The organism is Borborobacter xinjiangensis (assembly GCF_047739745.1).
In the GTDB taxonomy this organism is placed as follows: domain Bacteria; phylum Pseudomonadota; class Alphaproteobacteria; order Rhizobiales; family Rhizobiaceae; genus Pseudaminobacter.
The window spans coordinates 106,535-130,764 of record NZ_JBLLVA010000005.1; the positions used below are offsets into that span (position 1 = coordinate 106,535).

22 protein-coding genes and 2 pseudogenes are annotated in these 24,230 nt (G+C 60.3%); 12 read left to right on the top strand and 12 right to left on the bottom strand.

What is annotated here, in order from left to right:
* Nucleotides 1-61: 61 nt before the first annotated feature.
* From ACLKMW_RS08440 to ACLKMW_RS08485, 10 genes and pseudogenes are all read right to left on the bottom strand, one after another.
* Nucleotides 62-667, bottom strand: a complete 606-nt coding sequence (locus tag ACLKMW_RS08440; RefSeq protein WP_415723982.1) for a hypothetical protein — start codon at nucleotides 665-667, stop codon at nucleotides 62-64.
* 2,014 nt (nucleotides 668-2,681) lie between these two features.
* On the bottom strand, nucleotides 2,682-2,909 hold the full coding sequence (locus ACLKMW_RS08445) for a hypothetical protein (protein ID WP_415723984.1): 228 nt from the start codon (nucleotides 2,907-2,909) through the stop codon (nucleotides 2,682-2,684).
* A 437-nt stretch (nucleotides 2,910-3,346) separates the two neighbouring features.
* Nucleotides 3,347-3,604: a hypothetical protein gene (locus ACLKMW_RS08450; protein WP_415723985.1), complete on the bottom strand. Its 258-nt coding sequence runs from the start codon at nucleotides 3,602-3,604 to the stop codon at nucleotides 3,347-3,349.
* A gap of 64 nt (nucleotides 3,605-3,668) precedes the next feature.
* A complete protein-coding gene (locus ACLKMW_RS08455; protein WP_415723986.1) occupies nucleotides 3,669-3,869 on the bottom strand; it encodes a hypothetical protein in 201 nt (66 codons plus the stop codon).
* A gap of 1,398 nt (nucleotides 3,870-5,267) precedes the next feature.
* A complete protein-coding gene (locus ACLKMW_RS08460; protein WP_415723987.1) occupies nucleotides 5,268-6,041 on the bottom strand; it encodes an ATP-dependent metallopeptidase FtsH/Yme1/Tma family protein in 774 nt (257 codons plus the stop codon).
* A 67-nt stretch (nucleotides 6,042-6,108) separates the two neighbouring features.
* A pseudogene (locus ACLKMW_RS08465) lies at nucleotides 6,109-6,420 on the bottom strand (DUF6634 family protein); the annotation flags it as partial.
* A gap of 13 nt (nucleotides 6,421-6,433) precedes the next feature.
* Nucleotides 6,434-8,281 (bottom strand): AAA family ATPase, encoded by a 1,848-nt coding sequence (locus ACLKMW_RS08470; RefSeq protein WP_415723988.1) that lies wholly within the window; start codon nucleotides 8,279-8,281, stop codon nucleotides 6,434-6,436.
* Entirely contained in the window at nucleotides 8,281-8,790 is a 510-nt protein-coding gene (locus ACLKMW_RS08475) for a hypothetical protein (protein ID WP_415723989.1), read from the bottom strand. The genes ACLKMW_RS08470 and ACLKMW_RS08475 overlap by 1 nt, the downstream gene beginning before the upstream one ends.
* A gap of 78 nt (nucleotides 8,791-8,868) precedes the next feature.
* The gene (locus ACLKMW_RS08480) at nucleotides 8,869-9,639 is read right to left on the bottom strand and encodes a hypothetical protein (protein ID WP_415723991.1); all 771 of its coding nucleotides are present in this window, start codon (nucleotides 9,637-9,639) and stop codon (nucleotides 8,869-8,871) included.
* A gap of 469 nt (nucleotides 9,640-10,108) precedes the next feature.
* Nucleotides 10,109-10,309, bottom strand: a complete 201-nt coding sequence (locus ACLKMW_RS08485; protein WP_415723992.1) for a hypothetical protein — start codon at nucleotides 10,307-10,309, stop codon at nucleotides 10,109-10,111.
* 467 nt (nucleotides 10,310-10,776) lie between these two features.
* On the opposite strand from ACLKMW_RS08485, the gene ACLKMW_RS08490 reads away from it, so the two are divergent.
* The 3 genes and pseudogenes from ACLKMW_RS08490 (at nucleotide 10,777) to ACLKMW_RS08500 (ending at nucleotide 12,846) form a co-directional block, all read left to right on the top strand.
* Entirely contained in the window at nucleotides 10,777-11,331 is a 555-nt protein-coding gene (locus ACLKMW_RS08490) for a hypothetical protein (RefSeq protein ID WP_415723994.1), read from the top strand.
* Between the two features lie 16 nt (nucleotides 11,332-11,347).
* Nucleotides 11,348-12,098, top strand: a pseudogene (locus ACLKMW_RS08495) (oxygen-independent coproporphyrinogen III oxidase); the annotation flags it as partial.
* A 445-nt stretch (nucleotides 12,099-12,543) separates the two neighbouring features.
* Complete coding sequence (locus ACLKMW_RS08500; protein ID WP_415724106.1) at nucleotides 12,544-12,846, top strand: MarR family transcriptional regulator; 303 nt, start codon at nucleotides 12,544-12,546, stop codon at nucleotides 12,844-12,846.
* 266 nt (nucleotides 12,847-13,112) lie between these two features.
* Here ACLKMW_RS08500 and ACLKMW_RS08505 read toward each other — a convergent pair whose 3' ends face one another.
* Nucleotides 13,113-13,589, bottom strand: a complete 477-nt coding sequence (locus tag ACLKMW_RS08505) for a pyridoxamine 5'-phosphate oxidase family protein (protein ID WP_415723996.1) — start codon at nucleotides 13,587-13,589, stop codon at nucleotides 13,113-13,115.
* Nucleotides 13,590-13,822: 233 nt separating this feature from the next.
* Here ACLKMW_RS08505 and ACLKMW_RS08510 point away from each other — a divergent pair, with 233 nt between their 5' ends.
* Both ACLKMW_RS08510 and ACLKMW_RS08515 read left to right on the top strand, forming a co-directional pair.
* Complete coding sequence (locus tag ACLKMW_RS08510; protein ID WP_415723997.1) at nucleotides 13,823-15,280, top strand: phospholipase D-like domain-containing protein; 1,458 nt, start codon at nucleotides 13,823-13,825, stop codon at nucleotides 15,278-15,280.
* 364 nt (nucleotides 15,281-15,644) lie between these two features.
* Nucleotides 15,645-16,241, top strand: coding sequence for a hypothetical protein (locus tag ACLKMW_RS08515; protein ID WP_415723998.1), 597 nt, complete (start codon nucleotides 15,645-15,647; stop codon nucleotides 16,239-16,241).
* On the opposite strand, the gene ACLKMW_RS08520 is transcribed toward ACLKMW_RS08515, so the two are convergent.
* Nucleotides 16,186-16,596, bottom strand: a complete 411-nt coding sequence (locus ACLKMW_RS08520; protein WP_415724000.1) for a c-type cytochrome — start codon at nucleotides 16,594-16,596, stop codon at nucleotides 16,186-16,188. The two genes, ACLKMW_RS08515 and ACLKMW_RS08520, sit on opposite strands and share 56 nt — an antisense overlap.
* 327 nt (nucleotides 16,597-16,923) lie before the next feature.
* On the opposite strand from ACLKMW_RS08520, the gene ACLKMW_RS08525 reads away from it, so the two are divergent.
* From ACLKMW_RS08525 to ACLKMW_RS08555, 7 genes are all read left to right on the top strand, one after another.
* The gene (locus tag ACLKMW_RS08525; protein ID WP_415724002.1) at nucleotides 16,924-17,277 is read left to right on the top strand and encodes an EF-hand domain-containing protein; all 354 of its coding nucleotides are present in this window, start codon (nucleotides 16,924-16,926) and stop codon (nucleotides 17,275-17,277) included.
* A gap of 35 nt (nucleotides 17,278-17,312) precedes the next feature.
* Entirely contained in the window at nucleotides 17,313-17,777 is a 465-nt protein-coding gene (locus tag ACLKMW_RS08530) for a hemerythrin domain-containing protein (protein WP_415724003.1), read from the top strand.
* Between the two features lie 171 nt (nucleotides 17,778-17,948).
* A complete protein-coding gene (locus tag ACLKMW_RS08535; RefSeq protein WP_415724107.1) occupies nucleotides 17,949-18,101 on the top strand; it encodes an FAD-binding protein in 153 nt (50 codons plus the stop codon).
* A 160-nt stretch (nucleotides 18,102-18,261) separates the two neighbouring features.
* Nucleotides 18,262-19,053 carry a GMC family oxidoreductase gene (locus tag ACLKMW_RS08540; protein WP_415724004.1) on the top strand — a complete coding sequence of 264 codons (792 nt, stop codon included), beginning with the start codon at nucleotides 18,262-18,264 and terminating at the stop codon, nucleotides 19,051-19,053.
* A 53-nt stretch (nucleotides 19,054-19,106) separates the two neighbouring features.
* Nucleotides 19,107-20,993, top strand: a complete 1,887-nt coding sequence (locus ACLKMW_RS08545; RefSeq protein ID WP_415724005.1) for a heavy metal translocating P-type ATPase — start codon at nucleotides 19,107-19,109, stop codon at nucleotides 20,991-20,993.
* A gap of 128 nt (nucleotides 20,994-21,121) precedes the next feature.
* Entirely contained in the window at nucleotides 21,122-21,865 is a 744-nt protein-coding gene (locus ACLKMW_RS08550; RefSeq protein WP_415724108.1) for an ABC transporter ATP-binding protein, read from the top strand.
* Nucleotides 21,862-24,225: an ABC transporter permease gene (locus ACLKMW_RS08555; RefSeq protein ID WP_415724006.1), complete on the top strand. Its 2,364-nt coding sequence runs from the start codon at nucleotides 21,862-21,864 to the stop codon at nucleotides 24,223-24,225. The genes ACLKMW_RS08550 and ACLKMW_RS08555 overlap by 4 nt, the downstream gene beginning before the upstream one ends.
* The last annotated feature ends 5 nt before the right edge of the window (nucleotides 24,226-24,230 follow it).

A 24,230-nucleotide genomic window follows, 5' to 3' on the forward strand; every position in this document is an offset into this window, starting at 1 on the left:
GAGGCGGATCGGCCGCCCCGCGGTTCTTCCTGTGTACCCACTTCATCCGATGATTGTGCCTTCATTCTCCTCCGAAGCCGCCGAAGCGGACAACAACGCAGGGAACCTTTCTCTTCGAGGGAATGGCCCGCGATGTTCCGGCTCCAGGGACAGGCTTGCATGCTGAGCCGCGCTCGCCATGCGAACTGGTACGTAGTCCATGGAAGTGTGGTCGAAACGGTATCGAACAGACTACGGCTCTGCGAGGTCTTTGCGTGGGCGGTCGCCATCTGTTCAGTCGGCCAACGATGTACTCGCATCCAAGTGTCCATTCCGCAGTGGCCGGGTTAATCACCCCAGGCAGCGGAAAGTGCAGGTGGATCGTCGCAAACGCGTTGTTGGTCATTAGCGACGCTATGGGGAGCTGCTTGATGATGGCGGTTGCTGCGACGTGGAGAATATGGGGGATTCTCGGTTTCGTAGTTTTGGGGTTAGTGATGCAGAGATGCTTGAGCTGCCTGGTGGCCATCATTGCATCCAACGTCTCGCGAATCTCTTCTTCAGGAACGACCTGCATGGAGCTGGCAATGGACGCCTTCCAGCGGCTAAGCTCGTCGGCCTTGGCTGGCTTTTGCTCCCAAAGGGCATCGATACCTTGTTGGATGACCTGAAGGACAGCTTCTGGCAACAGTATGGTTTCTCGAGGTATCCGTTCCATCCACTCGCGAGCTGGAGTTGGAATTTTGTATGGCGCGATCTCACTAACTGAGGTCGCGTCGACGATGATTCCGTGGCTTTGGGTTCCTTCTTCTTTGCTAGGGGTCAAGCATGGCCTAACAGGGCTAAAGCGGATGACGGATGACTGGTGTGCGCCATTTTCTAATTGCATCGTAGTGGCCTTTCTCTCGGACTGCATTGTCGCCAGAGGAAAGCGCAAGTGAGAGTAGCACGCCAATCACAGTATGTTTCATTCAGATCTGATAAAAATAAATTGAAACTAATAAATGTTATTGCGTGTCCTTCGTGATTAGAAATAGAAGTTAGCGTAAACTAGTGAGTTTTCTTGAATCTTTGAATTTGAATCCTTGTTTTATATATTAGTTCTACGAAAAATTGTGATTAAGATCTTAATTCTTGGTCGGTGTTTGTGTGCGCGGGGGCCGGATACGCCGCCCACAGTCGAAGTTGGCAGGGCAAACCGCAAATCGAAATCCAGACCTTTGGCGTGTTTGGCGGCTCGACTGGCAGGATCACCCATGAAACGAATCCCGGCCTCACAGGCAGCACTGCGGGCGAGAAACAACCGCATTGTTGAAGCACGGGTCCCTGTGCGATTTTAGGCGCGCGATAGCCGTAGAACGGATTGGCGCAGGCTCACATGGCGTCACTCTCCGCCAACCTGACAGCGCTAAGAATTTGGGCCGGACTGAAGGAGATTCTTGGACTACATCACTTGTGCCGGTGTTGCTCCCGACTGGGAGGCTGATTGATAGAGTGACGCCGAGGTATGGCAGAACCGAGTTCAGAGTGCTGCTCGGTCATCGGCACAAACAGCACCGTAATTGTTGACACTGGTTTCTCAGCACTGCACTCCTCTGGAGTCTTCAAAGACCTTCCCTCGCTCAGAGCCTGCCTTCTCCGGAAGGACTCGGCATGCGCTATCGGCGACACAGATGCAACGGGATCGTCATGGTAGAGACGCCGCTGGAAGCGCCGATCTGGCAGAACCGAGTTCAGAATGCTGCTCGGTCATCGACACAAACAGCATCGTAATTGTTGACATTGTTTTTTCAGCCACCGCACTCCTCTGGAGTCTTCAAAGACCTTCCTTCGCTCGAGCCTGCCTTGTCCGGAAGGACTCGTTCGGTCTGAATGCGCTAGCGGGGCACAGATGCCACGGGATCGTCATGGTAGAGACGCCGCCGGAAGCGCCGCTCTACCGCGCAGTTCTTGCTTGCTCCATTGGCATCACGCCCGCTGGATTCCAGCCAGAATAGTTCTGAGGATCCGGTTCGAACATCTCGCGCGTACATTGTTCCCCACCCCGGATATGTCCCATAGGTACGCCGCTGCCGTTCTCTCCAAATGTGGCAAAATTAGTGGGTCACGTTATATTCGCTGGCCTGCAAACTTTTTTGTCCAGCATCCGGGTCGCGCTTGTCGTCTGAGGCGGAAGCGGGGCCGGATCAGTGCGGCGGGGAGCCATTACTACGACTTGTCGTAACTCCTCAAGCCGAGACGGTAGGATCGAGCAGCGCCTGCATAATCATCTTCGACCCCAAGACATCCTTGCGGATGGCTCATGGAGTCAAATGACCATTATTGCCGAACATCGTCGCTGCCGGGGGGACGACTTCATTGGCCTGAGGATTAGACCGTCCACGCGTGCCCCCCGAAACGTGGACGCCGTAGACGGACCCGTCGTCTCCCCTGCACGGGAGTCGGCGGGCTTTTTGCGTTTAGGGACAAAACTGTCGTCAATCAGTTTAAGCTTGGGCCATGGCAACTCCGACCGGGAGGTTGCCGAACAATTGCCCGCCCAATAGTCACGCTCTTGGGTGGGCTTTTTGTTTTGCCAAGGAACGAATGCCTGTGATGCCGGTTTAAATCCATCCACGTCTATCCCCTCCACGTGGACCCTGCAGACGCCCGCCGTCTCTTTCGCCTGAGGCGGCGGGCTATTTTGTGCGTTTGTAAAGGGCTCAGTTATCGGGCCCGTCAAAGTGGATGTTCAGGCCCGCCTTGAGTGCCTCTGTGGCAATACTGATCTTCAATTCGTCATCCGGCACTTCCGGTTCCGAAAGAGGGCGGATTTCTCTCATCGCGCTGGAAATGACCACTGGCCGCTCTGGTGAGGCTTTCCTGAGATATGCTCTGATGGCATTGCGGACGTGATCGGGCAGAAGGTTTCCTTTCGGGTAGCTGGTCATGGCGCGCTCCTCCTCCGAAAGGAGAATGACTCAACCTGTCAGGGCTGTCGAATCATTCGGCCCACGCCCGGCTGTCCATAACGCAAATCAGGTCAAAGCAGAAAAACGGCGTCACGATGGAACTATAGCGGCGCAGGCGAATTCGGGACTAGGGAAGGGGTATCACAATGACCGACACACCTAAGCGCTTTGCTTCAGAGGCAGAGCGGATTCACGCACTCGCTTAGGAAACAGGCGTGAGCGACGAAGACATTCGGATGATCATCAACATGGTGGGCACAGATCGGGGCTCGATCGTTCGCGAAGCGCGCCTTCTGAAGAAATCCCGCTAGCTGAGCCAGCGCGGCAGACCGCCAGAGAAGCTTTATCCGCGGAGGTGGCGAAGCGTCCAACGAAGATGTCGTCTCGGGCTTTGATGGGCGCCGCCAAAACGCTCCTTATGACGTCTTGGTGATCGTACCCTGATCCAGGTCGAGAACCTCAGCGTCACGGATTTGCTTGGCAAGGTCATCCTGGAGCTCACCCCATTGACCCAGATAGACTCCACAATTGGCGCGATGAATTGGCGTGTGCTCTTCCGCATGTTCCGGGATATCCATCTGGATCGTTCCGCAGGCTTTGCAATCGAGCTTGTCGTTCAGCTTTTTTCGGGTCATCGCGGTATCATGCGCCTTTCTGACTGCAAAGCGAGTCATTCCATATCCGGCACGTCACCGAACAACACCGCTGGCTCGAAGCCGACGGCCTTCGACTACGTGTTCAGGATGGCGGCTTAGCACTGCGCGACGACAACCATCCGCGCAAATCAGAATCCGTTGCCTTGATGTCCAATGGTTTCCGGCTGGCTTCGTCCACGAAATGCAATGTCCAGTGGCCGGTATCGCTGGGGGAGGCATAGAGAACGTTATCGAAGTTCACGAAAACCTTCTCGCCCCTGCGTGATTGAGCTTCGATCCACATTCTACCTTTGCCTCGGCCTCCCAAGCGTGCCGTACCATTGCCCGGGCAGGCCAGGCCGTCAATCCGGGGCAGTTGGTCCAGCCATCCGCTCCAGCTCCTGCACCAGGCTCTTGAGTATTGCGATCTCGTCTCTCCTCGGCGTCGTGGCGGGCCTGGCGTGCGGCTCAAACGGGCAACGGATTAGCCTGGCCGGTGGGACATCTGATGCGAAAAACCTAATGATTGCAGGGTAGGGGAGTTGTCCCACTTTAACCTAAAAACCGCAGAAAACCGGGATTGTCGGAAATCCTCCTGGCCCACCATCACTTTCAATAAGTTAGCCAGAATTATGAGGCTTGCGTTCATGCCTCCCGAATCGCGACCCTCATCTAGGCACCTTTTTAGACACCGCCCAAGGGGTGTTGCACCCATGGGGGCCTGCTTCGAGGAACGTCATGAGTGCTAAACATCCCGCCCGTTTTCCGACGGTGGGATGGGATGTCCCATTTGCTGTCGGAGAAACCGGTTTATCACTTTCCGCGTCCATGAAGGCTTACGCGGCGAGATGTAATAAGGTGGGGGGAATTCACCACGTTTGATTTTAAGACGAAGATACTCCGCGCACCATGGAATTCCCAACCGTTTCAGGTCCTCGGGATAGATGTTTGGAATCTCGTCTGGAGCGAGATCGTCCTCCCCTAGGTGAGGCGTTTGAACTGGTATTTTACTCATTTCCATACTCCTACTTCTGCTTTTCGGCCCAACTGCACGTTCTTTCTCGCGCCCGTGGGCGCCTCCGCTGTTTCCAGATGAAGGGTTGTGCAGCGGCGATGGCTTCATGCCTTGCGTATTGCCTTTCCACCGGCCAGCGGTGCGCGCGCCGCACCGGCAGTTACCATTCAGGCGGTTCGGAGGCTCCATTGCCCTCTAGTTTGCCGATGATGTGATCCTTTCGGTGTCGTCGCTAGGGTAGATCAACGAAGCCAGCTTAGGTGCCGTCCGCCCGCGCGGCAAATTCTGAATTATGTTAGCTATTTGATTGAATTAATCTTTTAGCTATTCGAGCCTAATGAAAAGAATGATGCCGGCTGGGGAATCCTTGAACGGAATTCTTGTGCCGCGCGTTGAGCGGGTAGCCTCTCGAAAGGACCAGAATATGAACAAAAGAGGTGTAATACGGGAACGCCAAGGATTGCCATTTGGCGCGATATAGGAGGGCGAAGTGCAAACCAATCCCGTATCGCGTTGAAACCTGTCTGGAACAGGAATCCTTGCCGATGTCACCTTTTTCCGGACTACCAAAAACGACGGATCGCGAGCGAAATGTGGCCAAGATGTGGCAGAGACACATCGTAACACCTCTTTTAATGGGGCCTGATGACGATTCACCGTGTTGTCTGCCTGTTGCCCATGAGAGTGTCATTGATGGGATTCTTCTGACGCCATCTGCGCCTTCACCTCCCGCAGCACGGCAACGAGAGCCGTCCCTTCGAGCGCGTCATGCTGCATCATGGCGTCTGCCAATAACCGGACGGCATCCTCGTTGCGGCGGATCAGGTCACGGGCCCGGGCATAGGCAGTTTCAAGCCGAGCATTGACCTGTTCGGCCAGCAGGGGATTGTAAGCGAGCAGCGCAGACTGGTTGTCGGCATGGCGGTAGAGCAGCGGCCATGTTCCGGCAAAGCCGAGTTCGGTCTCCATGGCGAGCGCCAGTGTTGTCGCCTTTCCCATGTCGCTGTCCGGCGATCCGCCAGCACCTGCGCTGACGCAGCCGAGCAGTTCTTCCTCGGCCGCGCGCCCGGCAAGACTGACGGCAAGCAGCCCATCAAAAACGGCTTCCGTCTCGGCACCCGTGGTTGCTGTTTTCCCCTCGGTATAGCCGCCGGCTGGACCATCGATGCCGATCGAGGTAATGTGCCCCAGGTCGAGGACCAGCCTGGCGACCGCATGCCCGGCCTCGTGGACGGCCATGCACCAGCGCAAGGCCTGCGTCCGTTCCGGTCGGGCGGAGGCCAAAATGTCGAAAACGTCGGAGAAGACCAGTTGCCGGCGTTCTCGCCGCGCCTTCTGGCGCGCCTCGCGGACCAGCCGCTCGACATCGGCGCCGCTCATGCCGCGCGCTTTCAGCGCCAGGGTGCGCAGGACGGCATCGCCAGCTGCTCCATCCTGACAGCCCTGCTCGATCATTGCCATGAGACCCTCCTGCTTGTATCCATCGTAATGTGCCAGGCCATGAATCGCCGAGCGGGCTGTCGGCCGGGCGGCCGAGGCGGTACCAGCGCGACAGCGTGCGCGCCCAGCTATGGTCGTCGGCGATCAGGCAAAGGTCGGAGGTGGCGATCGGCCGGGCCTGGCCAGGTAGCAAGGGGTGTCCGAACGACAGCCCGGCGAGACACGGGGCAGGCCTGTTGGCCACTATCCAGCGCTCCAGGATCGGCGGATCGGCGGCAAGGCGCTCGGGCGGCACGCCCGCGCGGATTTCCTTCATGTCGTCCGCAAGGGCGATGAGACGTGCCAACTGATAGTCGAAACTGGCACCGTGGTCGGTCTTGCGGGGGTAGAACGTCACCATGGTGGAAAGGTCCTTATTCTGCCGGCTCGTTTCGGCGGGGTGCGGCTGCGGCTGGCTCTCCTGTGGCGATAGAGGCAGTGTCCGCCTCGGTGCTGTCGGCGGTTGCGGTGTCCGTCCGGCCCGTCTCGCGTTCCGGAGCCGTGGCGATGACGGCGTCGAGATCCCCCTTCAGATGATGGCGCAGGATGCCGACCAGCGCCTCCGTGTCGGGCTTTGGAATGACGATGTGCCTTTCCAACCTGCCGGAGCGCAGCAGCGCCTTGTCGATCCGGTCGGGATTGTTGGTGGCGCCAATGATGACGACGCCGTCCGATCGCGCGGAGCCGTCCAGAAGCTCGAGCAGCCTGTTAACGATCTGGTCCCAGTAAGTGGTCCATTCGCCTGCGCTGCCACGCGTGTTGATGCCGTCGATCTCGTCGACGAACAGGATGGCGGGCTTCGCCGCCTCGGCCTCGGCAAAGGTGGCGCTCATGCGGATGAGCACGTCGCCGAGATAGCCCGGCTCCAGCCAGGTCGCGACCGACGTTGCGATCAGTGGAACCCGCAGCGTGTTGCAGAGCGCCTTGGCGAATGTCGTCTTGCCCGTGCCGGGAGGGCCGGACAGGAGCAGCTTCGTGCTCATGTCTTCCCAATGAAGCGAACCGGCCCGCCACAGCGCCAGGTCTTCCTTCAGGTCGAGCGCCCAGTCCCCGGCCTTGCCATATCCCGACAATGTCTCGACGCGGGGAATGAAGCGGTCAGTCTCGGTGCCGGTCGGCACAGCTGGCTCGATCCGCTCGCTTCCCGAACCGGGATTGCCGCGTCCGGAATTCTTGCCAGTCTTGCTGCCTGTTTCCTTGCGGCCGGAATCCTTCCCGCTCGCAGCGCCGTCGTCGTTCTCGTTCTCGGCCGCCAATGCCATTCGTATGCGGGCAAGGTCATCCAGGACGGCAAGAGCCCGTTTCGCCGATGTTCCCGACCGGATTGCCAGCGCCAGATCGGCGAGCGTCAGCGCCGAGGCATGGTCGTGCGGGATATCGCCTTCAGGCACCTGACCCAATACCGCGCGCATGGTATCGCGGATGATGCCCAAGTCGAGCGGGCCGGAGACGAGATTGATGCCGGCGGCCTGCCGCAGAACTGCCGGAAGTCGGTCTTCGTCCTCCGAGACGCCGAGGATCGGATAGCGGCTCTGCGCCGCGAGCGAGACCTGTCTCGCCGTTCTCTCACGCTCTTCAGGGTCGAGTTCCGTTCCGGCGAAGACGACCACGCGCCAGCGGGCATCCGAAACGTGGGAGAAGCGGATATCATAATCCCGCGAGAGGATATGGCCTTCGCCTGACGCGACCTTGCCCGGAAGGACAAGGCCTTGCTCGAGCAGGTCGAGGAATGTCTTCTCGAATCCTGCAACCCGTCCGGTGATGGTCATGATGGGAGCGGGAAGGCGAAGCGCTTCCAGGATCTCGCCCAACGGCATCGTGTTCATGGTGATGGAGCGGGCGAGAAGCAGCATGGCGGCGACGTCTGCCGCCCCGAGCGGCTCCGCCGAGCGGCGAACGGCGCGCAACAGGCCGTTGGCGTCCAGTGACTTACTGCGATCATGGCCCGCCGACTGCTCCGGCACGGCGGCGGGATCGTTATCCCCAGGCAGGTCATCGCGCGCGATCGAGCCGGCAAATGCATGCCGTTCGAGTATGCGGGCGATCTCGGCTTCCGACCTGCCCGCCGCAAGCGGTCCCGGCACGAAGGTGCGTACACCACGGCCCGCCACGCGAAAACGTCGCTCCGTCAGAAGCCCGGCGCCGGTCGCACGGTCGATCGCATCGGCCCCGGCTTGGTGGCGCAGACGCCGCAGAAGATGTTGCGCAAGACGGGAATCCATCACCGGTTTCCCCTCTTCTTGGCCGAAGCAGGCAAAGGTCTGAGCTTCAGGAGTCCTGCCGTCTCCAGCCACTCCGCGACCATCATGCAGGCTGCATCACCTTCCTCGACACGCCGCGCCAGAAGCTCGATGATGACTTCCGGAAGGGCGACACGTTGCGCGAGGCTGATCCGGGCAAAATGAACCGCAAGCCCCACCGCGACCGCGGGATCCTCCATCGGCTTTGTCCGGCAATCGCAGGAGGCAATGGCGCCTGCACGTCTCAGCGTCGCGCAGGATTCGCGATGCCCAAGCAGCATCAGGAGCGGCAGCGACGCCGTCGCCTTGCGTGGCCTGACAGTCGGTGCCAGTATCCGGGCTGCACGGGTGGACGACAAAGGTTCCGGGCGGACGGTCGACGCCTCGACGCCAATGCCAGTATCGACAGGATTCGTGTCGTGCTGTTTGCGGGCGTCTGGCGCCACCACCGCGAGCCGCACAGGCTCCTTCCGGATGACCGGCTTCTTCATGTGAACATGCTCCTCCCGTTCCGCGGCAGGCGGCGGCCGGTGAACTCGGCAACAAGGATTGAATGTCGCTTCAGGACGTCAGTGCAGGCGGGCGTAGCCGAAACGGGGCTGCGCCGTCTGCAGCGGAATGACCGAGGCCGGCTCCGTACGGGGTGGCGAAGCGTCTTCGTCAGCGTTGTCCACGGCGGGAATCCTGTCAGGCTCGACAGGATTCTCCACCAACGCCCGGCAGCGGCTCGCAAGCTCGTCCTGCACCTGGCCGGAGAACGCCTGCCGGACCTGCCGGACGAATTCGGCGGCACCTTCGCATTCGATGAGGTCGTCGATCTCGGAAAGCCGGAAGACGCCACACTCGGCATCGGACATCTCGTCAGCTCCGTCGACGATCGCGGTCTCGATGTTTACCAACAGCGGTCCCTGGCGCTCGGCAACCCATTCCGGTGCGATCGCCGCCACCGCCAGCATCCGGAACCGCAGCCGGTCCACCTCCTGCGGACGGTAAGAGCCGAGGCTTCTCTTTATATCCAGGATCAGTCCGCTGTGGGTTTGCCTGTTCACCACGAACAGGTCGGGCTTGTAGGATTCCGTCGCATGCACCCGCGAGGGAAAGCGCACCCCCTTGATCTCGTCTGACGGCGTCCGCTTCAGCATCTCCTGTGCGGCCGGCACGATCGGCACCGCCTTCGTCGGAAGGAGTTTGAGGTCCGGGTTCCCCTGCACAGCCTGTTCGATGGCCGTTTCCAGCAGCCGGCCTTCCTGCATCACCGCCGAGCGGAAGAAGCCGAACAGCGATGCATAATCCCCGAAGGTGCTGTCGTCGCGCGCCTCTCCAGCGCGCGCCGCCTTCATGGCCTCATCGGCCAGCCTGTCGATGTCGTTTCCGGAAGTGTTCGGCGGCTGCAATCCCGCCGATTGCCGAAAATGGCGTTGATAACCCGAAAGCCGCGCCGTTGGACTCCGCCGGTCCCCTTCCGGACGGCGAAAATGCCATTTATCAATTCCCATAGCCCAAGACCTCATACCAGGTTGCGGGTCAGGCCTCCGTTCGGTGCGTCCAACACCTGCGGGGGCCGATTTGCGTTCATGCCCTTGCGTGAACGGGGCCAACCGATCGGGATCTGAAGAAGATCTCAAGGCGCCAGGCGCCGGTATGGTTAACGGCCGAAGACGCCAGGTTAAATCGAGGTCTGGCCAACTATCCTGCGCTCGGGGGTCTGAGCACCCGCTTCAACGCGCGGACGATCTTCTTTTCGGTCTGTCTCAGGTCGTTTCAATAACCGAGCAGGCGATCCCTTGTCGCATCGTCCATTTCGCAAGCTCAGACCAACCCGACATGAACGGATACGGTGATGTTGTCGATCAGACCTGACCCGCGCATCCAAGTTTCCCAGACACCCTCACGTTCGAGGACTACTTCGACGTAGCCATTGGCGAGCGTCTCGTCGATGAGCAGGATTTGAGTCAACGACCTGAAGGAGACATGCCCGGCGCGAGCCTTACCGATGAGCGGCGATGACATCGTGGAAGCGGGTAGGCCTGTACTGCTCCCAATCCTCGAAGGCATCGACGTCGCTTGCTGAACGGCAGTTATCCGCCCATCACGCCGAGAACCGGGCTGTCTGGATACGGCCCCGGACCTGCCTGTCGCAATGCGCCCTTTGCGGACCTGCGCTTTTGCCACCAAGGGCCACGCTTTGGCGAACTTCTGGACGTGGCTCGTCCCAGAAATCGTGATATCCTGGTTCGAGAGGCAGTTGCTCATGCGTGGGCTGCGACATGAGCTTGGAGGAGTCCGGGCATCTGCTATCGAAGATGCAGCCTCATCTAAGCGGTCGATGCCAGGCACGTGGGGCTTACTACCGCACGCTTTTGAGCGGGATCGAGCGCCCGGCAAAACCACACATGTTCGAACGCGAGCAGTCGCTTCCAATCTGCGGCGGCGCGGAGCATCGACTCGTTCCACCGCCACACACAATGGAGGAACCAATGAAATCCATTATCGCAACATTCGCCACAGGAATGATACCTCTCCCAGCAGCGCTTCTCTCCGGGTTTGTCATGTCCTTGGCCCCCGGGGCCGTTCTAGGGGCCACGATCGAGAAGAAGGGGACCACGCCTTACGTGACGCACTTCATCTTTCGCCCTTTGATGAGCATTGATATTCCCGGACTCGGTACGGCCACCGCGCTGGAGGCGGTCGGGACTACCGAAAATATGAAAGGAGAGGCGATGCTCGACAAGATGTCGGCTCATTGCACAGCGGTAAGCGTTGCTTCGGGGGAGAAGAACTACATCGATGGTGCCTGTGTCCTTGCCGACAAAGACGGTGACAAGATCTTCTCCACCTTCGACACGCGAGACATCGACAAGTCGCAGCCGGACATGGATTGTGGCACCCATATCATCACGGGCGGCACCGGTAAGTACAAGGGTATCACCGGGAGCGAGCCCTTCGCCTGTATGCCGATGCCTGCACTGGCTGGTCCGGGTGGCTATACCGCAATGGATATTCCGCACAACACCACGTGGGAGATCAAATGACGTAACGTGATGTCCGGCTGCCAATTTCGATCTGATCTACGGGCTGCCGCACCAGACGGTCGAATCCTGCCACGACACGGCACTCAGGGCTGCGGCGATGCGCCCTGACCGGTTCGCCGTATTCGGCTACGCCCATGTCCCGTGGTTCAAGAAGCACCAGCGCATGATCGACGGGCAGCTCTGCCTGGCAGCGCTGCCCGCATGGATCAGGCGGCAGCAATTGCCGATGCGCTGTTATCGGTCGGCTATATCCAGATCGGACTGGACCATTTCGCACTGCCCGATGACGAACTGGCTCACGCCTGGCGGGAACGAACGCTGCATCGGAATTTTCAGGGCTACACCACCGACACCTGCCGGTCGCTGATCGGGTTCGGGCCTCTGCCATTGGCCGGAACCCTGAGGGCTATGTGCAGAATGAAGTTGCGCCCGGGCTCTATGCCCGGCAAGTGACGTCAGGTCGGCTCGCGACAGCGAAGGTTTATCGCCTGACTGCGGAGGATCGCCTGCGGGCGGAAATCATCGAACGGCTGATGTGTTATTTCGAAGCCGACATACCGGCGATCTGCGCCCGTCACGGTGTCGACATCGCTGCAATCCTCGACTGCGCCAGGGCGCTGTCCGATTTGGTCCACGATGGTCTGGTCGAGCTCAAAAGGGGCATCTTACGCGTCAACCAGAAGCATCGTTTCGCCGTCCGCTCCGTGGCGGCCGCCTTCGACGCATATCTTCCGCAATCGCCACGGCGGCATGGCAAGGCCACCTGAAGCGCCCCCTGTAGGATGGGCGCGTTCCGCCAACTTCGATCGTTCGGATTTTGTCGCCGCCGTGGCTCGCAAGGTCGAGCCATTCGAACTCACCTCGCCTCATGTCGTTCACTAACATCGGACCGGTGCAGGGTTCTCGACCGTCAAAGTGTCGGTAGATTTCAGACGATGGAAATCCTCAGGTTTGCTGGACGGCAACCGTCAAAGCATCGCCCAACGAGATCCTGGCGGATGTCGCAGTTGTTTTCATTGAGCCAAAGTCATTTAACTGACAGCTTGTAGTCAAAGTGTCAGTGTACTGTCGCTATGAAAATGGTCAGCCACGCTTCTTCCCATCCCGCCAGCCGTCTAGCGCTCGAGGTCTTTCGCCTTAACGGAACCCTGATCGCCAGCGGCGATGCCCTGGCCCGCGCCGCTCGGTCTAACCAGCGCGCGCTGGCAGGTTATGGGTGCGGTCGCCGAGGCGCGTGGCGGCCTGTCCGTATCCGGCATCGCCCGCAACATGGGCCTCGTTCGCCAGTCGGTGCAGCGAATCGCCGACGACCTCGCGGCCGATGGCGTCCTCCGCTTCACCCCCAATCCCCACCACCGCCGCGCCAAGCTTGTCCAGCTTACCACACGGAGCCACACTCTTCGCCGAGGCGAGCCGACGCTGGCTCGCCATGCCGCTCGGCGATGCTATCGCCGAGCCTCTCTTCCTGCAGACTTGCAGCGTCGAGCAGCACCAGGCGCGTCAGATCCCTCGTAGCGAAGGTGGTGATTATCTCGCCCGTGAAGCCGCATTTCCGCAATAATGGCATGAGTGAGGAGGAGCCAGTCGACGGCTGCCGGATCGAAGCGGACGGTCATTTTCCTCGCCGAGTTCATGCTTGCCCTGGAAAAGGCCGCAATCGATAAGGATGCGTCGGCCGACGCATTTCGACCAGATGGCAGGAACCTGTCACTCCCCGCGCCGCGCATGGAACGAAATCTTCAATTCTTCCTCCGGACCCGAGAGTATGCGGGCGGCTAATGTCACGCCGCCGCGCGATCGGCCGCGCTGACCGCAACTTCGTCGGTGTGAGCAAACCCCTTCGAATAGTCGAGCACCGAAATCACTTCGGGCCGAAGCTCGAAGACCGCGATGCCGGACATGTCGAGGCCGGTCATCATCGGCCCATATTCGGGATATTTCTTTGGCAGCTCGGCAAACAGTATTTTCTGGATTGTTGTTTCGTCGGTAACGGGAAAGGCGCGTGCCGCCATCGACAGGCCGGTGATGGCATCAGGCTGCGCTGTATCGTGGTCCACGGTCAGCGAGACGCGGTTGTCGTGCGCCAGGTTCCGAGCCTTTTGCGTGTCCTTGCCGGTCATGAACCACAGGGTCAGCCCCTGATTAACATAACCGACAGTGGTGGCCTGCGGCCAGCCGTCGGGGCGCAAGGTGGCGAGCGTAAGGATGCGATGATCGTCAAGCAGCTTGAGGATCTTGGCGTGGAGGGTGGCATCCATAGGAGGTCTCCTGTTCTGCGATGGCAGGAGAATAAGCGCTAGAGCGGCACCGGGCGTTGATTTGGCGCAATGAGGGCTTGTCCGATGGGTGCGATATTCAGAAAGTGAGCAAAGATTGCGCATCCTGGCATCTCCACCATGCCAGGAACTGCCGCAAGATCACCGTACTTTTCAATGGAGTATGCTCTCGACGTTTCACCGCTGGTGCATTGTCACTCGGGTGCCTGCTTCTCATGTGGAACCTTTTCCTGGCCTATTGGCCCCAACTCCTTGCCGCAGTGTCCCTGCCGTTGGCTATCGTCGCGATGGTTCATGCGGCCATGACGAAGGAGGAGGTCCGTTCCGCCATCGGATGGGTTGGTGTCATCGTACTATCGCCGGTGGTCGGCCCCTTGATCTACGCGATCGCGGGCATAAACCGCATTCGACGTGCCTCGATCGCCTCGGGGCGAGCACCTCTGGACGGTGACCTGCTGACACACCCTCGCTTCGATACGACCAGCGAACTCGTTGCTGAAAAGTTCGGGAAGCGGTTTGCCGCTCTCAAGACCGTCGGCGACAGGGTCACGCGTCACCTCATGACGACGGGCAACTCGATAGACGTTCTGGGAACCGGCGACGAGGGATATGCCGCCATGGCCGAGGCGATCGATGGCGCTCGACGCAGCGTGATCCTCGAAACCTATATCTTCGACCGGGATCCGATCGGCCTGCGCATCGCTGAATCGCTGATCGGTGCGGTCCGGCGCGGCATCGATGTCCGTGTGCTGATCGATGCGGTGGGCGCGCGATATTCGGTTCCCAGCATTGTCGGCTATTTGCGCGACGAGGGCGTTGCGACGGACGTGTTCAACGGCAACATCATCATGGGGTTGCGTCTTCCATATGCCAATCTCAGAACGCACCGGAAAATTCTGGTGGTGGACGGTGCTGTAGCTTTCGTCGGGGGAATGAATATCCGCAAGCAGTTCACCGTCGAGTTTTTCGGCCCCGATAGTTCCTGCGATACGCATTTTCGCGTTAGCGGACCGGTCGTCGCCGACCTCCAGGCCATCGCGGCTGAAGATTGGCGTTTCACAACGGGCGAGAGGCTGGGCGGCGAAGCCTGGCGCATCGAGGCATCTCCGGGCGAATCCGGCGCGCCCATCCTTATGCGAGCCGTAGCAACCGGGCCCGATGCGAGCATCGAGACGAACCATAAACTTCTGATGGGAGCCTTTTCCGTCGCACGCAGATCGATCCGCATCATGTCACCCTATTTCCTGCCGGATCGTGAATTGATCAGCGCGCTGACGACGGCGGCCCGCCGCGGCGTCGAGATCGACGTTGTCGTTCCCAGCGAGAGCAATCTGGTTCTTGTCGATCGTGCGATGACCGCCCAGTTCGATCAGGTGTTGAAGAATTATTGCCGGGTCTGGCGCGCAAAGGGCCCATTCGATCACTCCAAGCTACTCTCGATCGATAGTACATGGGCCTTTATCGGCTCCTCCAATCTCGACCCACGGTCTCTGAGGCTGAACTTCGAAATCGATATCGAAGTGATGGATGCAGACTTCGCGGGCAGAATCCACGCCCGGATCGGATCCCGGGTCTCGCTAGCGGCACCTGTGACACTCGCAGGCCTTCGATCGAGGCCGTTCCTCGCCCGCTTGATTGACCGAATCTTATGGTTGGGGTCGCCTTACCTTTGATAGTGCGCAATTGGCGAGCATAGCGTGCCACGTGGCGTCACGGAGTTCCTGGGAGCTTGGGTGGCGCTCGACGAGGTCGCCGATAGACTGGTAACGGCAGGCTGCCTGTCGGTCGCTGAAATCGTCGAACCTGGCAGCGCGGTGCCTCGCCGCAGAGGGCGGCGGCCCGCAAACGGTGTAAGTCGTCTAACCTGAAATTCGGTTAGACGACTTACACCGTCATATGGTTGGACGCGAGTTGCGATATTCCGTGGCGGCGGTCGGTCTCCATGGCAAGAAGTCAAGACTCCCAGCGCACGATCACCAACCAATCCGCGACAACCTATGGTTAGCGCGATAGGGAGGCGATTCGGGGTCTTAAGAAATGGAGGTCGACAAGGGCGGATACTGGGAATTCCTCCTCGGCGCGAAGCTTAGGATGACCCACGGCGACCGCTTCCAAGACCTGTTCAATGAATTTATGCTCCGAGTCCACGGAGACGATTTCACCCCTATCAAGCCTCATGGCTCGCAAGGTGACCGAGGCATGGACGGAGCGCTCGGAAACGATGTGTTCCAGTGTTATGGTGCCGAGAACGGCCACGTCATCGATGCCGCTCGCATCTGCCGGAAGATGACGGCCGATTTCAACCGCGCCTGCGCGACCATGCCGACTATGAAGAGGTGGCGCTTCGCTCACAATCTCGTCGATGGGGTCTCTCGTCCTTTGTTGGACACCCTCGAGGAAATCAAGGCACTCGCGGCCGCGAAGAACATCGAAGTCGGTTTCTTCGGACTGCACAGCTTTCGGATGCTGCTGCGGCAGATGTCGGACGATGATCGCACCGCAGTACTTGGAGTGCGCGCACAGGAAGATATGATGCTCGCCCGCCTTCCCGAAGCGATCAACAGTCTAATCGCGGCGCTTATCTCTGGAGCGTCGCAATGTAGTTCGTCAGTGCGTGAATGCGTTCCTGCGTGACTGCCTCACCGCCGATCGGGCCGTAGGTTTTTGAGTCGTCTTCCAGGAACTGCTGGCCCCACACGGGCATTTCGCGGGAACCGTGACTAGGTGTCATTGAACGACCATCGATCGTGGCAAAAACCAGATAGTAAGGAAATTCACCGCCGTTTTGCGTCTCCAGGGCGGTCAGATCGGCTGGCCGCTTCGTCATAACCTCGGCCAGTGGACCATCACCTCTTCCATAAAGGCCATGACAGGCGGCGCATGAATTCAGATACTCCGCCTCCCCATATGACTGCTCCTGGGCGGACGGTGTCCCGACATGCAGGACGCATCCGCACAACATTGCAACCCCGGTCCAACGCTTCTCCATTTCCGCTCTCCCATGTTGGTGCATTTGTTCACGCCGCGTGTTCAGGCGCTTTGACACGTGTCAAATCGGGCCATCTGCAGTGATCTTTGCTCCCGCCAAGAGCGAAAGTTGACGGAGATCAAACGCCTCGAGCGGGCGGTGGTATAGTTTACAATCATCGCACGGCAAGAAGGAGGATGTGGCATGGCACGGTGGTTGAAGCTTGTGGGCCTCACAGGGGCATGCGCTTTTGCGATATCAGTCTCAGCAGCCTTGGCACAAACCGGCGGCTCGTCCTCGGGGCAGGGGAGCAGCCAGGCCGAACAAACAGCTCCCGGTCCAGAGGGCATGCGGGCGATGATGCGTGAGATGATGCAGGAGATGATGCGCCAGCAGCGAGAGACCGGAACGAGCGCAAATAACGCTGAGCGCGATGATGATGATGATGATGATGGAAGCTGGATGCGCCGTGACCACATGGGCGCGTGCATGGGGGGGCAAGGCCGCATGATGCGGGGCGCTCCTATGCGCGTGATGTTTGCCATCGTGGATGCCGACGGCGATGGCACGCTGTCGCTGCAGGAGGTTCAAGATTTCCACGCCCGGATCTTTCGTGCTGTTGACGCAGACGGCGACGGCCAAGTGGCGATGGAGGAGGTTCATTCCTTCTGGCGCGGCCAAACCGACGACAATCCGCGCTAGAATGGAATTGGCCTCAGAAAAGAGAGGATATGGAAATGAAAGTCCCGCCCGTGCTCAAGGTTGAGCATAAGGAACTTCACGGCGAATTGGCGCACGCCATTAAATCCGGTGGGCGTACTGGCGAGGCGGCGAAAGCGGTAGCCGAGGTGATGCATCCCCATTTCCTCAAGGAGGAAGAATACGCGCTGCCACCGTTGGGCTTGCTGCGGGCTTTGTCGACAGGCACGATTGAGCCCGGTATGGTCGAGGCGCTTAAACTGACCGACAGGCTCGAGGCCGAACTGCCGACCATGCTCGCCGAGCATGAGAAGATCGTTGCAGCGCTGGGATGCCTGGCAGAAGCAGCGAATGCCGAAGATAAGCCGGAATATGCGCGGTTTGCCGAGCGGCTGATCGCGCATGCCCTGACCGAAGAAGAGATTTCCTATCCCGCCGCGTTGCTGATCGGGAGGTATCTCAAAGCGGTTCTTCCGAGCGAAAGTTCCCCGCCGGATCATTGATATTTGGCTATTGGAAGGCGTAGCCTCTGGAGCGCCATCCACTACGTCGTCGCGAGGAGATTGGGGACGGGTGGCCGCCATTGAAGTCGATTGTTCACTGACTTTCTGCACCAGGGGGAAGCTGACCCAGTGAAGCTAGCGAAACTGTCAGAACTCGACGACAATTCGGTTATGACAGCGGACCTCGTGATTGTCGGGGGCGGCCCCGCGGGTCTGACAATTGCAGCGCAATGCGCTGGAGTGGGCAGAAAGGTGCTCGTGGTCGAAAGTGGCCTTGAACTCGAAATACCGAGCATTCAGGGCTCAACGAGGTCGAGAACATAGGCCAGCCTCAGTCGGCCGCGCAATTCCGAAAGCGGATGGAGTTTCACGGTCCGCAAGCAAAGTTCTGGTCTCCTGAGGTTCAGCCCTACGGTGTCCGCTGCCGAGCGTTAGGAGGATCGACACATGCCTGGGCTGGCAAATCGGCACCGGCCGCGCGCACATGTTCATGCATGGCCTGGCATTGACCCCGGAGATCCAGGAGCGCGAGGAACTGCTGAACGCCGCGATCTATTTTGCGACCGAGCGCGCACTCGACGACCCCTGGGACGCATTGAAGCAACTGGTAAGCCGGCGCAGTACGAATGTCTGGAACGACCTGCGTTCGGTTGCCGCAGGCTCTGGACTCATCGCCAAGGGTATCGGGATGAAGATGCTGTCTGATCCGCGCACCCCCAAGGCCTTTAAGGACCTTGTGATCAGTACCGCGATCAGCCTGTCGCCGAACCTGGTCGCCGGTGAGTTCCAGAGTCAAGGTGTGCCTCACAAGCTGGTTGGCTTGCGGATCGAGGCAATCTCGGAGCAGATCCCGAACCCCGACAGCAGGATAAGCCTCAGTTCCCGTAGTGACCGGTTCGGCGTTCCGCTCGCCAAAGTCGATTGGCAGATCAACGATGCCGAGCGCCAGACACTCGTCAGAATCGCCGAGCTCTCGCGTGCAGCCCTGATGAAAGCTGGCCTGCCTGCCCCGACGCTTGAAACCTGGGCACGTGAACGGCGGCCACAGGATATCGTCATCATCGACATGGCGCATACGCTTGGCACGACGCGGATGTCGGCAGACGCGAAAACTGGCGTCGTGGACCAGAATTGCAAAGTCCACGGCGTACATAACCTTTATGTTGCGGGTGGATCTGTGTTCCCGACCAGCGGCCATGCGAATCCGACGTTGATGATTCTCGCCTTCGCGATCAGGCTGACAGATCATCTAAATTCGGAGCTCAGAAAGGCATGAGCGGCAGAAATGCAGAACTTGCGCGACCTGCATGAGAGGGGATTGACAGCAAGATGAGCGGCGAAGGCAGCGCCAGATTCAAGGTCGCCGTTCTGGTCATTGCGCTCGCCGGCCTTGCGGTCGGAGCAGGCTTGTGGCTCGCAGGAAGCACTGATCTCGCCGGGATGGCCTGGATCGTGGGCGTGGTGCCTGTCCTTGCGACCCTCATCGCCGAGATTGTCAGGAGCCTCTTCAGGGGCGAGATCGGCCTCGACATCGTGGCGGCCCTTTCCATGTCGGCGGCGCTGGTCTTTTGCGAGACGCTCGCTGCCGCCGTCGTCGCGCTGATGTATTCCGGTGGCACCTTCCTGGAAAGCTTCGCCGAGGGCCATGCCCGGCGCGAGATGCGCGACCTCCTCTCACGCGTGCCGCGTAGCGCGACGCGCTACCGCGAAGGCGCGCTTGACGAGGTTCCGCTCGGCGAAATTGTACCCGACGATCTGCTCCTGATCCGGCAGGGAGATGTCGCGCCTGTCGACGGAACTGTCGAGAGCGAGTGGGCAGTGCTCGACCAGTCGGCCATGACCGGTGAATCGATGCCGGTGAAGCTCATGCGCCATCAGGAAGTGATGAGCGGCTCCACCAATGCGGGCGAGGCCTTCGACCTGCGCGCCAGCCGCCGCGCGGCGGAGAGCACTTATGCGGGAATCGTCCGTCTGGTGGAAGAGGCGCAACAATCAAAGGCGCCGATGTCCCGGATGGCGGATCGCTATTCGCTCCTGTTCCTCCTTGTAACCGTGGCGCTTGCGGCTGCCGCGTGGTGGATGACTGACGATCCGATCCGCGCCGTAGCCGTTCTGGTCGTGGCCACACCTTGCCCCCTGATCCTGGCGGTGCCGGTTGCACTGGTCGCCGGACTTTCGCGTGCCGCCCATTATGGCGTGCTGATCAAGGGCGCGAAGCCGCTCGAGGCACTCGCGCAGGCACAAACATTGATCCTCGACAAGACCGGAACATTGACCGACGGACGTCCGCGGATCGTGTCGATCGATACATATGGGGAGCTATCGTCCGACGAAGTGCTTTACCTCGCAGCAGCAGCGGATCAGGCATCGAAGCACCCTATGGCGCAGGCGATCGTCGCCTCGGCACGCGCAAGCGGCATCGTCCTGCCGGTGCCGATAGGGAGCCAGGAAGTGCCGGGAGAGGGTGTCGCGGCGAGTGTGGACGGCCGATCCGTCGTGGTGGGCGGTACGGGTTTCGTTAGGCGCAGGATTGGCGCGCCCCGGAAGCCGCACCAGGGAGCGGAAGCGGGCTCTGTTCTGGTTGCCGTTGCCGTAGACGGCCAACTCGCCGGAAATCTGGTCCTGGCCGACCCGCTACGTCTGGAAACGGCCAGGTTCCTTGCCGGCATCCGTCGCCGCGGCATCAGACGGATCCTGCTTGCCACGGGTGATCGCCGGGCCGTTGCCGAGGCCGTCGCGGAAGGGCTCGGCCTCGATGGCGTGCGTGCCGAGCTGACGCCGGACCAGAAAGTCCTTCTGGTGGTGACGGAGCGCAAGAACGGGCCTGTGATGATGGTGGGCGACGGGGTCAACGATGCTCCGGCACTGGCGGCTGCCGATATCGGCGTGGCCATGGGAGCGCGCGGTGCGGCCGCTTCCGCCGAGGCGGCCGACGTCGTCCTGATGGTTGACGATCTCGGCCGGCTCCTTGCGGGACTGGAAATAGCCAACCGATCACGCCGGATCGCGCTTGAAAGCGTTGTTGCGGGCCTGGGCCTTTCCGTAACGGGGATGGTCGCGGCCGCCTTTGGCTATCTGACACCCGTAGAGGGTGCCATCCTGCAGGAAGCAATCGATGTCGCGGTCATCCTAAACGCCCTGCGCGCGCTCCGGATATCGCCAGGCATGGGGTCTGTCGAAGTGGCATACGACCACGCGCCTTCGATGCAGCACTGACGGACTTCGGCAGTTGCTCCGAGCGGATTGCCGGCTTGCTCACCACAGTTGCGAACTTGACAAGGGTCAAAGCGGCCAACATGGGCGGCCTATACGAATCCCGGACGCTGGCCGAAAGCGAAGCCCGTATGGAAGTCCGCGACATAAGAGATTCAGCAGCAGAACCTCCGGCCCCTGTGTTCGTGGCCAGGGGGTTGACCAAGGTCTATGGCTCGGGTGATGCGCGTGTCGTCGCGCTGAAGGATGTCGATCTCGATATCCGGCAGGGCGAGTTCATCGTTCTGCTCGGGCCTTCGGGCTCGGGCAAATCGACCTTGCTGAATATCCTCGGCGGCCTGGATGCACCGACTTCAGGCACGGCGATTTGGCGAGACCATCATCTTACAGGCGCCAGCGACGAGGAACTCACGGCCTACAGGCGCGACCATGTCGGTTTTGTGTTTCAATTCTACAACCTGATACCGAGCCTCACAGTCGAAGAGAACGTGCGGCTGGTCGCGCAGATCGCCAGCGATCCGATGATGCCAACCGAGGCGCTTGACCTCGTCGGCCTGTCCCACCGCGCAGGCCACTTTCCTTCGCAGTTGTCGGGCGGGGAACAGCAGCGAGTTGCAGTAGCGCGCGCCATCGTCAAACGGCCGGACATCCTGCTGTGCGACGAGCCAACCGGCGCACTCGACGTTGATACCGGCCGGCTGGTCCTTGCGGCAATCGCCAAGGTCAATGCGGAAATGGGCACGACAACTGCTGTAATCACCCATAACACGGCAATCGCAGGGATGGCTGACCGCGTGTTGAGGCTGAGCGGCGGGCGCATCGTGAGGGAGGAACCGAACCGGAAGCGTATCCACGCAGAGGACGTGACGTGGTGAACGTCCTCGATATCAAGGTGCTGCGCGATCTCTGGTCGATGCGGCTTCAGGTTCTCAGCATTGCTCTGCTGGTTGCTGCCGGCGTGGCCGTCTTCGTGATGTCGGCATCAAACTACCGGGCGTTGGTAGGTGCCATGGACACGCACTATCGCGACGAGCGCTTTGCCGACATCTTTGTGGGCATGATGCGCGCGCCGCTCGCGGTCTCGGACCGTCTGCGGGAAACCGAAGGCATTGGCATCGTGGAGCCGCGCGTTGCGAAGGCGGTGCGTGTGATCCGTGGGGACAGTGTCCTGCCGATCTCAGGGCGCATCATCGCGCTTCCAGCGGCCGGCCAACCCTTGCTCAACCGCCTGCATCTCGTGCAGGGACGCTGGCTCGATCCGCTGCATCCGGAAGAGGTCATCATCAACTCCGCCTATGCCGAGGCGCGGAATGTGCGGGTGGGGGATACGATCGACGTCGTTCTCAACGGCCGGCTCCAGGCATTCCGCGTGGTTGGCTCCGCCATGTCGCCCGAGTTCGTCTTTGCGACACGCGCTGCCGTGCCGCTGCCGGACGATCGCAATTTCGTCGTGCTTTGGGCAGCTCATGACGCGCTGGCCAGCGCCTTCGATATGAAAGGCGCGTTCAACGACGTGTCGATGACGCTGGCGCCCAATGCGAGCACCCCGCATGTCCTGGAAGAAGTCGATCGCCTGCTGAAGCCATATGGCGGGACGGGAGCCTATGATCGCAGCGACCAGCCATCGCACCGCTTTCTCGAAGACGAGCTGGCGGAGCAGGAAACCTTGAGCGTTGTCATGCCTTCGGTCTTCTTCGGAATCGCGGCGTTCCTGCTGAACGTTGTCACCGGGCGGATGGTCGAGGCGCAACGGGGACAGATCGCTTCATTGAAGGCGCTGGGCTTCACCAACCGCGCCATCGCGCTTCACTATGTCAAACTGGTCACCGCCATTGCATTGCTGGGGTCGGCCATAGGCCTGGCGCTGGGACGCTGGTTCGCCATTGCGGTGGTCGGGAGCTATCGCGCCTTCTTCCGGTTTCCGTTGCTTGAGGCTCAGCTTGAACCTTGGCTGCTGGTCGTTGCGGTGCTTGTCAGCCTCATGGCCGCGAATCTGGCGGCGGCATCGGCCGTGTATCGGATCGCTACGCTTGCTCCCGCCGAAGGAATCCGGCCCGAGACGCCGCCTGCGCTGCATAGATTCGGTTGGCTGCAAAAAATTGGAAACCGACGCATTCCGCTTCAATACATCATTGCCGCGCGAACGATCCTGGGACGGCCCGTCAGGACGCTCCTTACGACCGTTGGCATTGCCTTTGCAATTCCGCTGGTTCTGTTCGGGCTCTATTGGTTCGATGCCATCGACTACATGATAGACGTCAGTTTCGGACGCATCGAACGTGGCGACGCTTTTCTCACCTTCACGGAACCGGTCTCGGCGGATGCGCTTCATGAACTGCAGGCGATCCCCGGCATCCTGAAGGCCGAACTCCAGAGAATCGTGCCTGTCAGATTGCGAGCGGGACATCGAACCTATCGCACTTCGGCCACTGGCCTGGATTCGGCATCCGAGCTCAAGGTCCTAAGGGATCGTGCGCTCAGGCCGATTGCTGTACCTTCCGACGGCATCATGCTCAGCCGGACGATTGCACGGCAGCTCGATATCAGGCTGGGTGACAATGTCACGATCGAGGTGCTCGAGGGACCCCGTTCGGTAAGGGAAGTTGCCGTGCGCAGGATTTCGGACGATATCTTGGGCACGTCGGTGACAATGGAGCGCGCCGCACTTAATCGCTTGATGCGGGAGGGGCCTGTTGCGAATGTCGCGGCCCTGAGGATCGATCCGGATCAATCCGGACCGATCTGGTCCAGGATAAGGTCGATGCCGAGGATCGAGGGCAGCTCGGTCAAGGCACTCTGGCTTGCACTGTTCAGCGAGACGATCGGCGGAATGGTGCTGATCGGCGCGCTGATCCTGGCGGGGTTTGGAATGCTGATCGCGATAGCGGTGGTTTACAACAGCGCCCGCGTCGCCCTGCAGGAGCGCGCCTGGGAACTGGCCAGCCTCCGGATAGTGGGACTGACACGGCGCGAGGTATCCGGGGTCATTTTCGCCGAGCTTGCCGTGGAACTGGTTGTGGCTGTTCCCGCCGGGCTTCTGGTCGGAAGCTATCTGATCGAGGTGATTGCGTCCGCACGTGCAAGCGAGTCGTTCCAGGTCCCTGCGGTGATCGACCCCGGCAGCTATGCCCTCGCGGCGCTTCTGGTGATCGGCGCCGGTGTTGCCAGTTTTATTACCATCCGCCGCAGGATCGACACGCTGGATCTGGTGGCTGTTCTGAAGACGCGAGACTGATCATG

Excerpts from the sequence above, each read along its gene's own strand:
- ACLKMW_RS08450 (WP_415723985.1), bottom strand. The coding sequence starts at position 3,604 with ATGACTCGCTTTGCAGTCAGAAAGGCGCATGATACCGCGATGACCCGA.
- ACLKMW_RS08515 (WP_415723998.1), top strand. The coding sequence starts at position 15,645 with ATGGAGGTCGACAAGGGCGGATACTGGGAATTCCTCCTCGGCGCGAAG.
- ACLKMW_RS08550 (WP_415724108.1), top strand. The coding sequence starts at position 21,122 with ATGGAAGTCCGCGACATAAGAGATTCAGCAGCAGAACCTCCGGCCCCT.
- ACLKMW_RS08510 (WP_415723997.1), top strand. The coding sequence starts at position 13,823 with ATGTGGAACCTTTTCCTGGCCTATTGGCCCCAACTCCTTGCCGCAGTG.
- ACLKMW_RS08540 (WP_415724004.1), top strand. The coding sequence starts at position 18,262 with ATGTTCATGCATGGCCTGGCATTGACCCCGGAGATCCAGGAGCGCGAG.
- ACLKMW_RS08520 (WP_415724000.1), bottom strand. The coding sequence starts at position 16,596 with ATGGAGAAGCGTTGGACCGGGGTTGCAATGTTGTGCGGATGCGTCCTG.
- ACLKMW_RS08455 (WP_415723986.1), bottom strand. The coding sequence starts at position 3,869 with ATGTGGATCGAAGCTCAATCACGCAGGGGCGAGAAGGTTTTCGTGAAC.
- ACLKMW_RS08475 (WP_415723989.1), bottom strand. The coding sequence starts at position 8,790 with ATGAAGAAGCCGGTCATCCGGAAGGAGCCTGTGCGGCTCGCGGTGGTG.
- ACLKMW_RS08490 (WP_415723994.1), top strand. The coding sequence starts at position 10,777 with ATGAAATCCATTATCGCAACATTCGCCACAGGAATGATACCTCTCCCA.
- ACLKMW_RS08460 (WP_415723987.1), bottom strand. The coding sequence starts at position 6,041 with ATGGCAATGATCGAGCAGGGCTGTCAGGATGGAGCAGCTGGCGATGCC.
- ACLKMW_RS08470 (WP_415723988.1), bottom strand. The coding sequence starts at position 8,281 with ATGGATTCCCGTCTTGCGCAACATCTTCTGCGGCGTCTGCGCCACCAA.
- ACLKMW_RS08485 (WP_415723992.1), bottom strand. The coding sequence starts at position 10,309 with ATGTCATCGCCGCTCATCGGTAAGGCTCGCGCCGGGCATGTCTCCTTC.
- ACLKMW_RS08500 (WP_415724106.1), top strand. The coding sequence starts at position 12,544 with ATGGGTGCGGTCGCCGAGGCGCGTGGCGGCCTGTCCGTATCCGGCATC.
- ACLKMW_RS08505 (WP_415723996.1), bottom strand. The coding sequence starts at position 13,589 with ATGGATGCCACCCTCCACGCCAAGATCCTCAAGCTGCTTGACGATCAT.
- ACLKMW_RS08535 (WP_415724107.1), top strand. The coding sequence starts at position 17,949 with ATGACAGCGGACCTCGTGATTGTCGGGGGCGGCCCCGCGGGTCTGACA.
- ACLKMW_RS08545 (WP_415724005.1), top strand. The coding sequence starts at position 19,107 with ATGAGCGGCGAAGGCAGCGCCAGATTCAAGGTCGCCGTTCTGGTCATT.
- ACLKMW_RS08525 (WP_415724002.1), top strand. The coding sequence starts at position 16,924 with ATGCGGGCGATGATGCGTGAGATGATGCAGGAGATGATGCGCCAGCAG.
- ACLKMW_RS08480 (WP_415723991.1), bottom strand. The coding sequence starts at position 9,639 with ATGAAGGCGGCGCGCGCTGGAGAGGCGCGCGACGACAGCACCTTCGGG.
- ACLKMW_RS08530 (WP_415724003.1), top strand. The coding sequence starts at position 17,313 with ATGAAAGTCCCGCCCGTGCTCAAGGTTGAGCATAAGGAACTTCACGGC.
- ACLKMW_RS08445 (WP_415723984.1), bottom strand. The coding sequence starts at position 2,909 with ATGACCAGCTACCCGAAAGGAAACCTTCTGCCCGATCACGTCCGCAAT.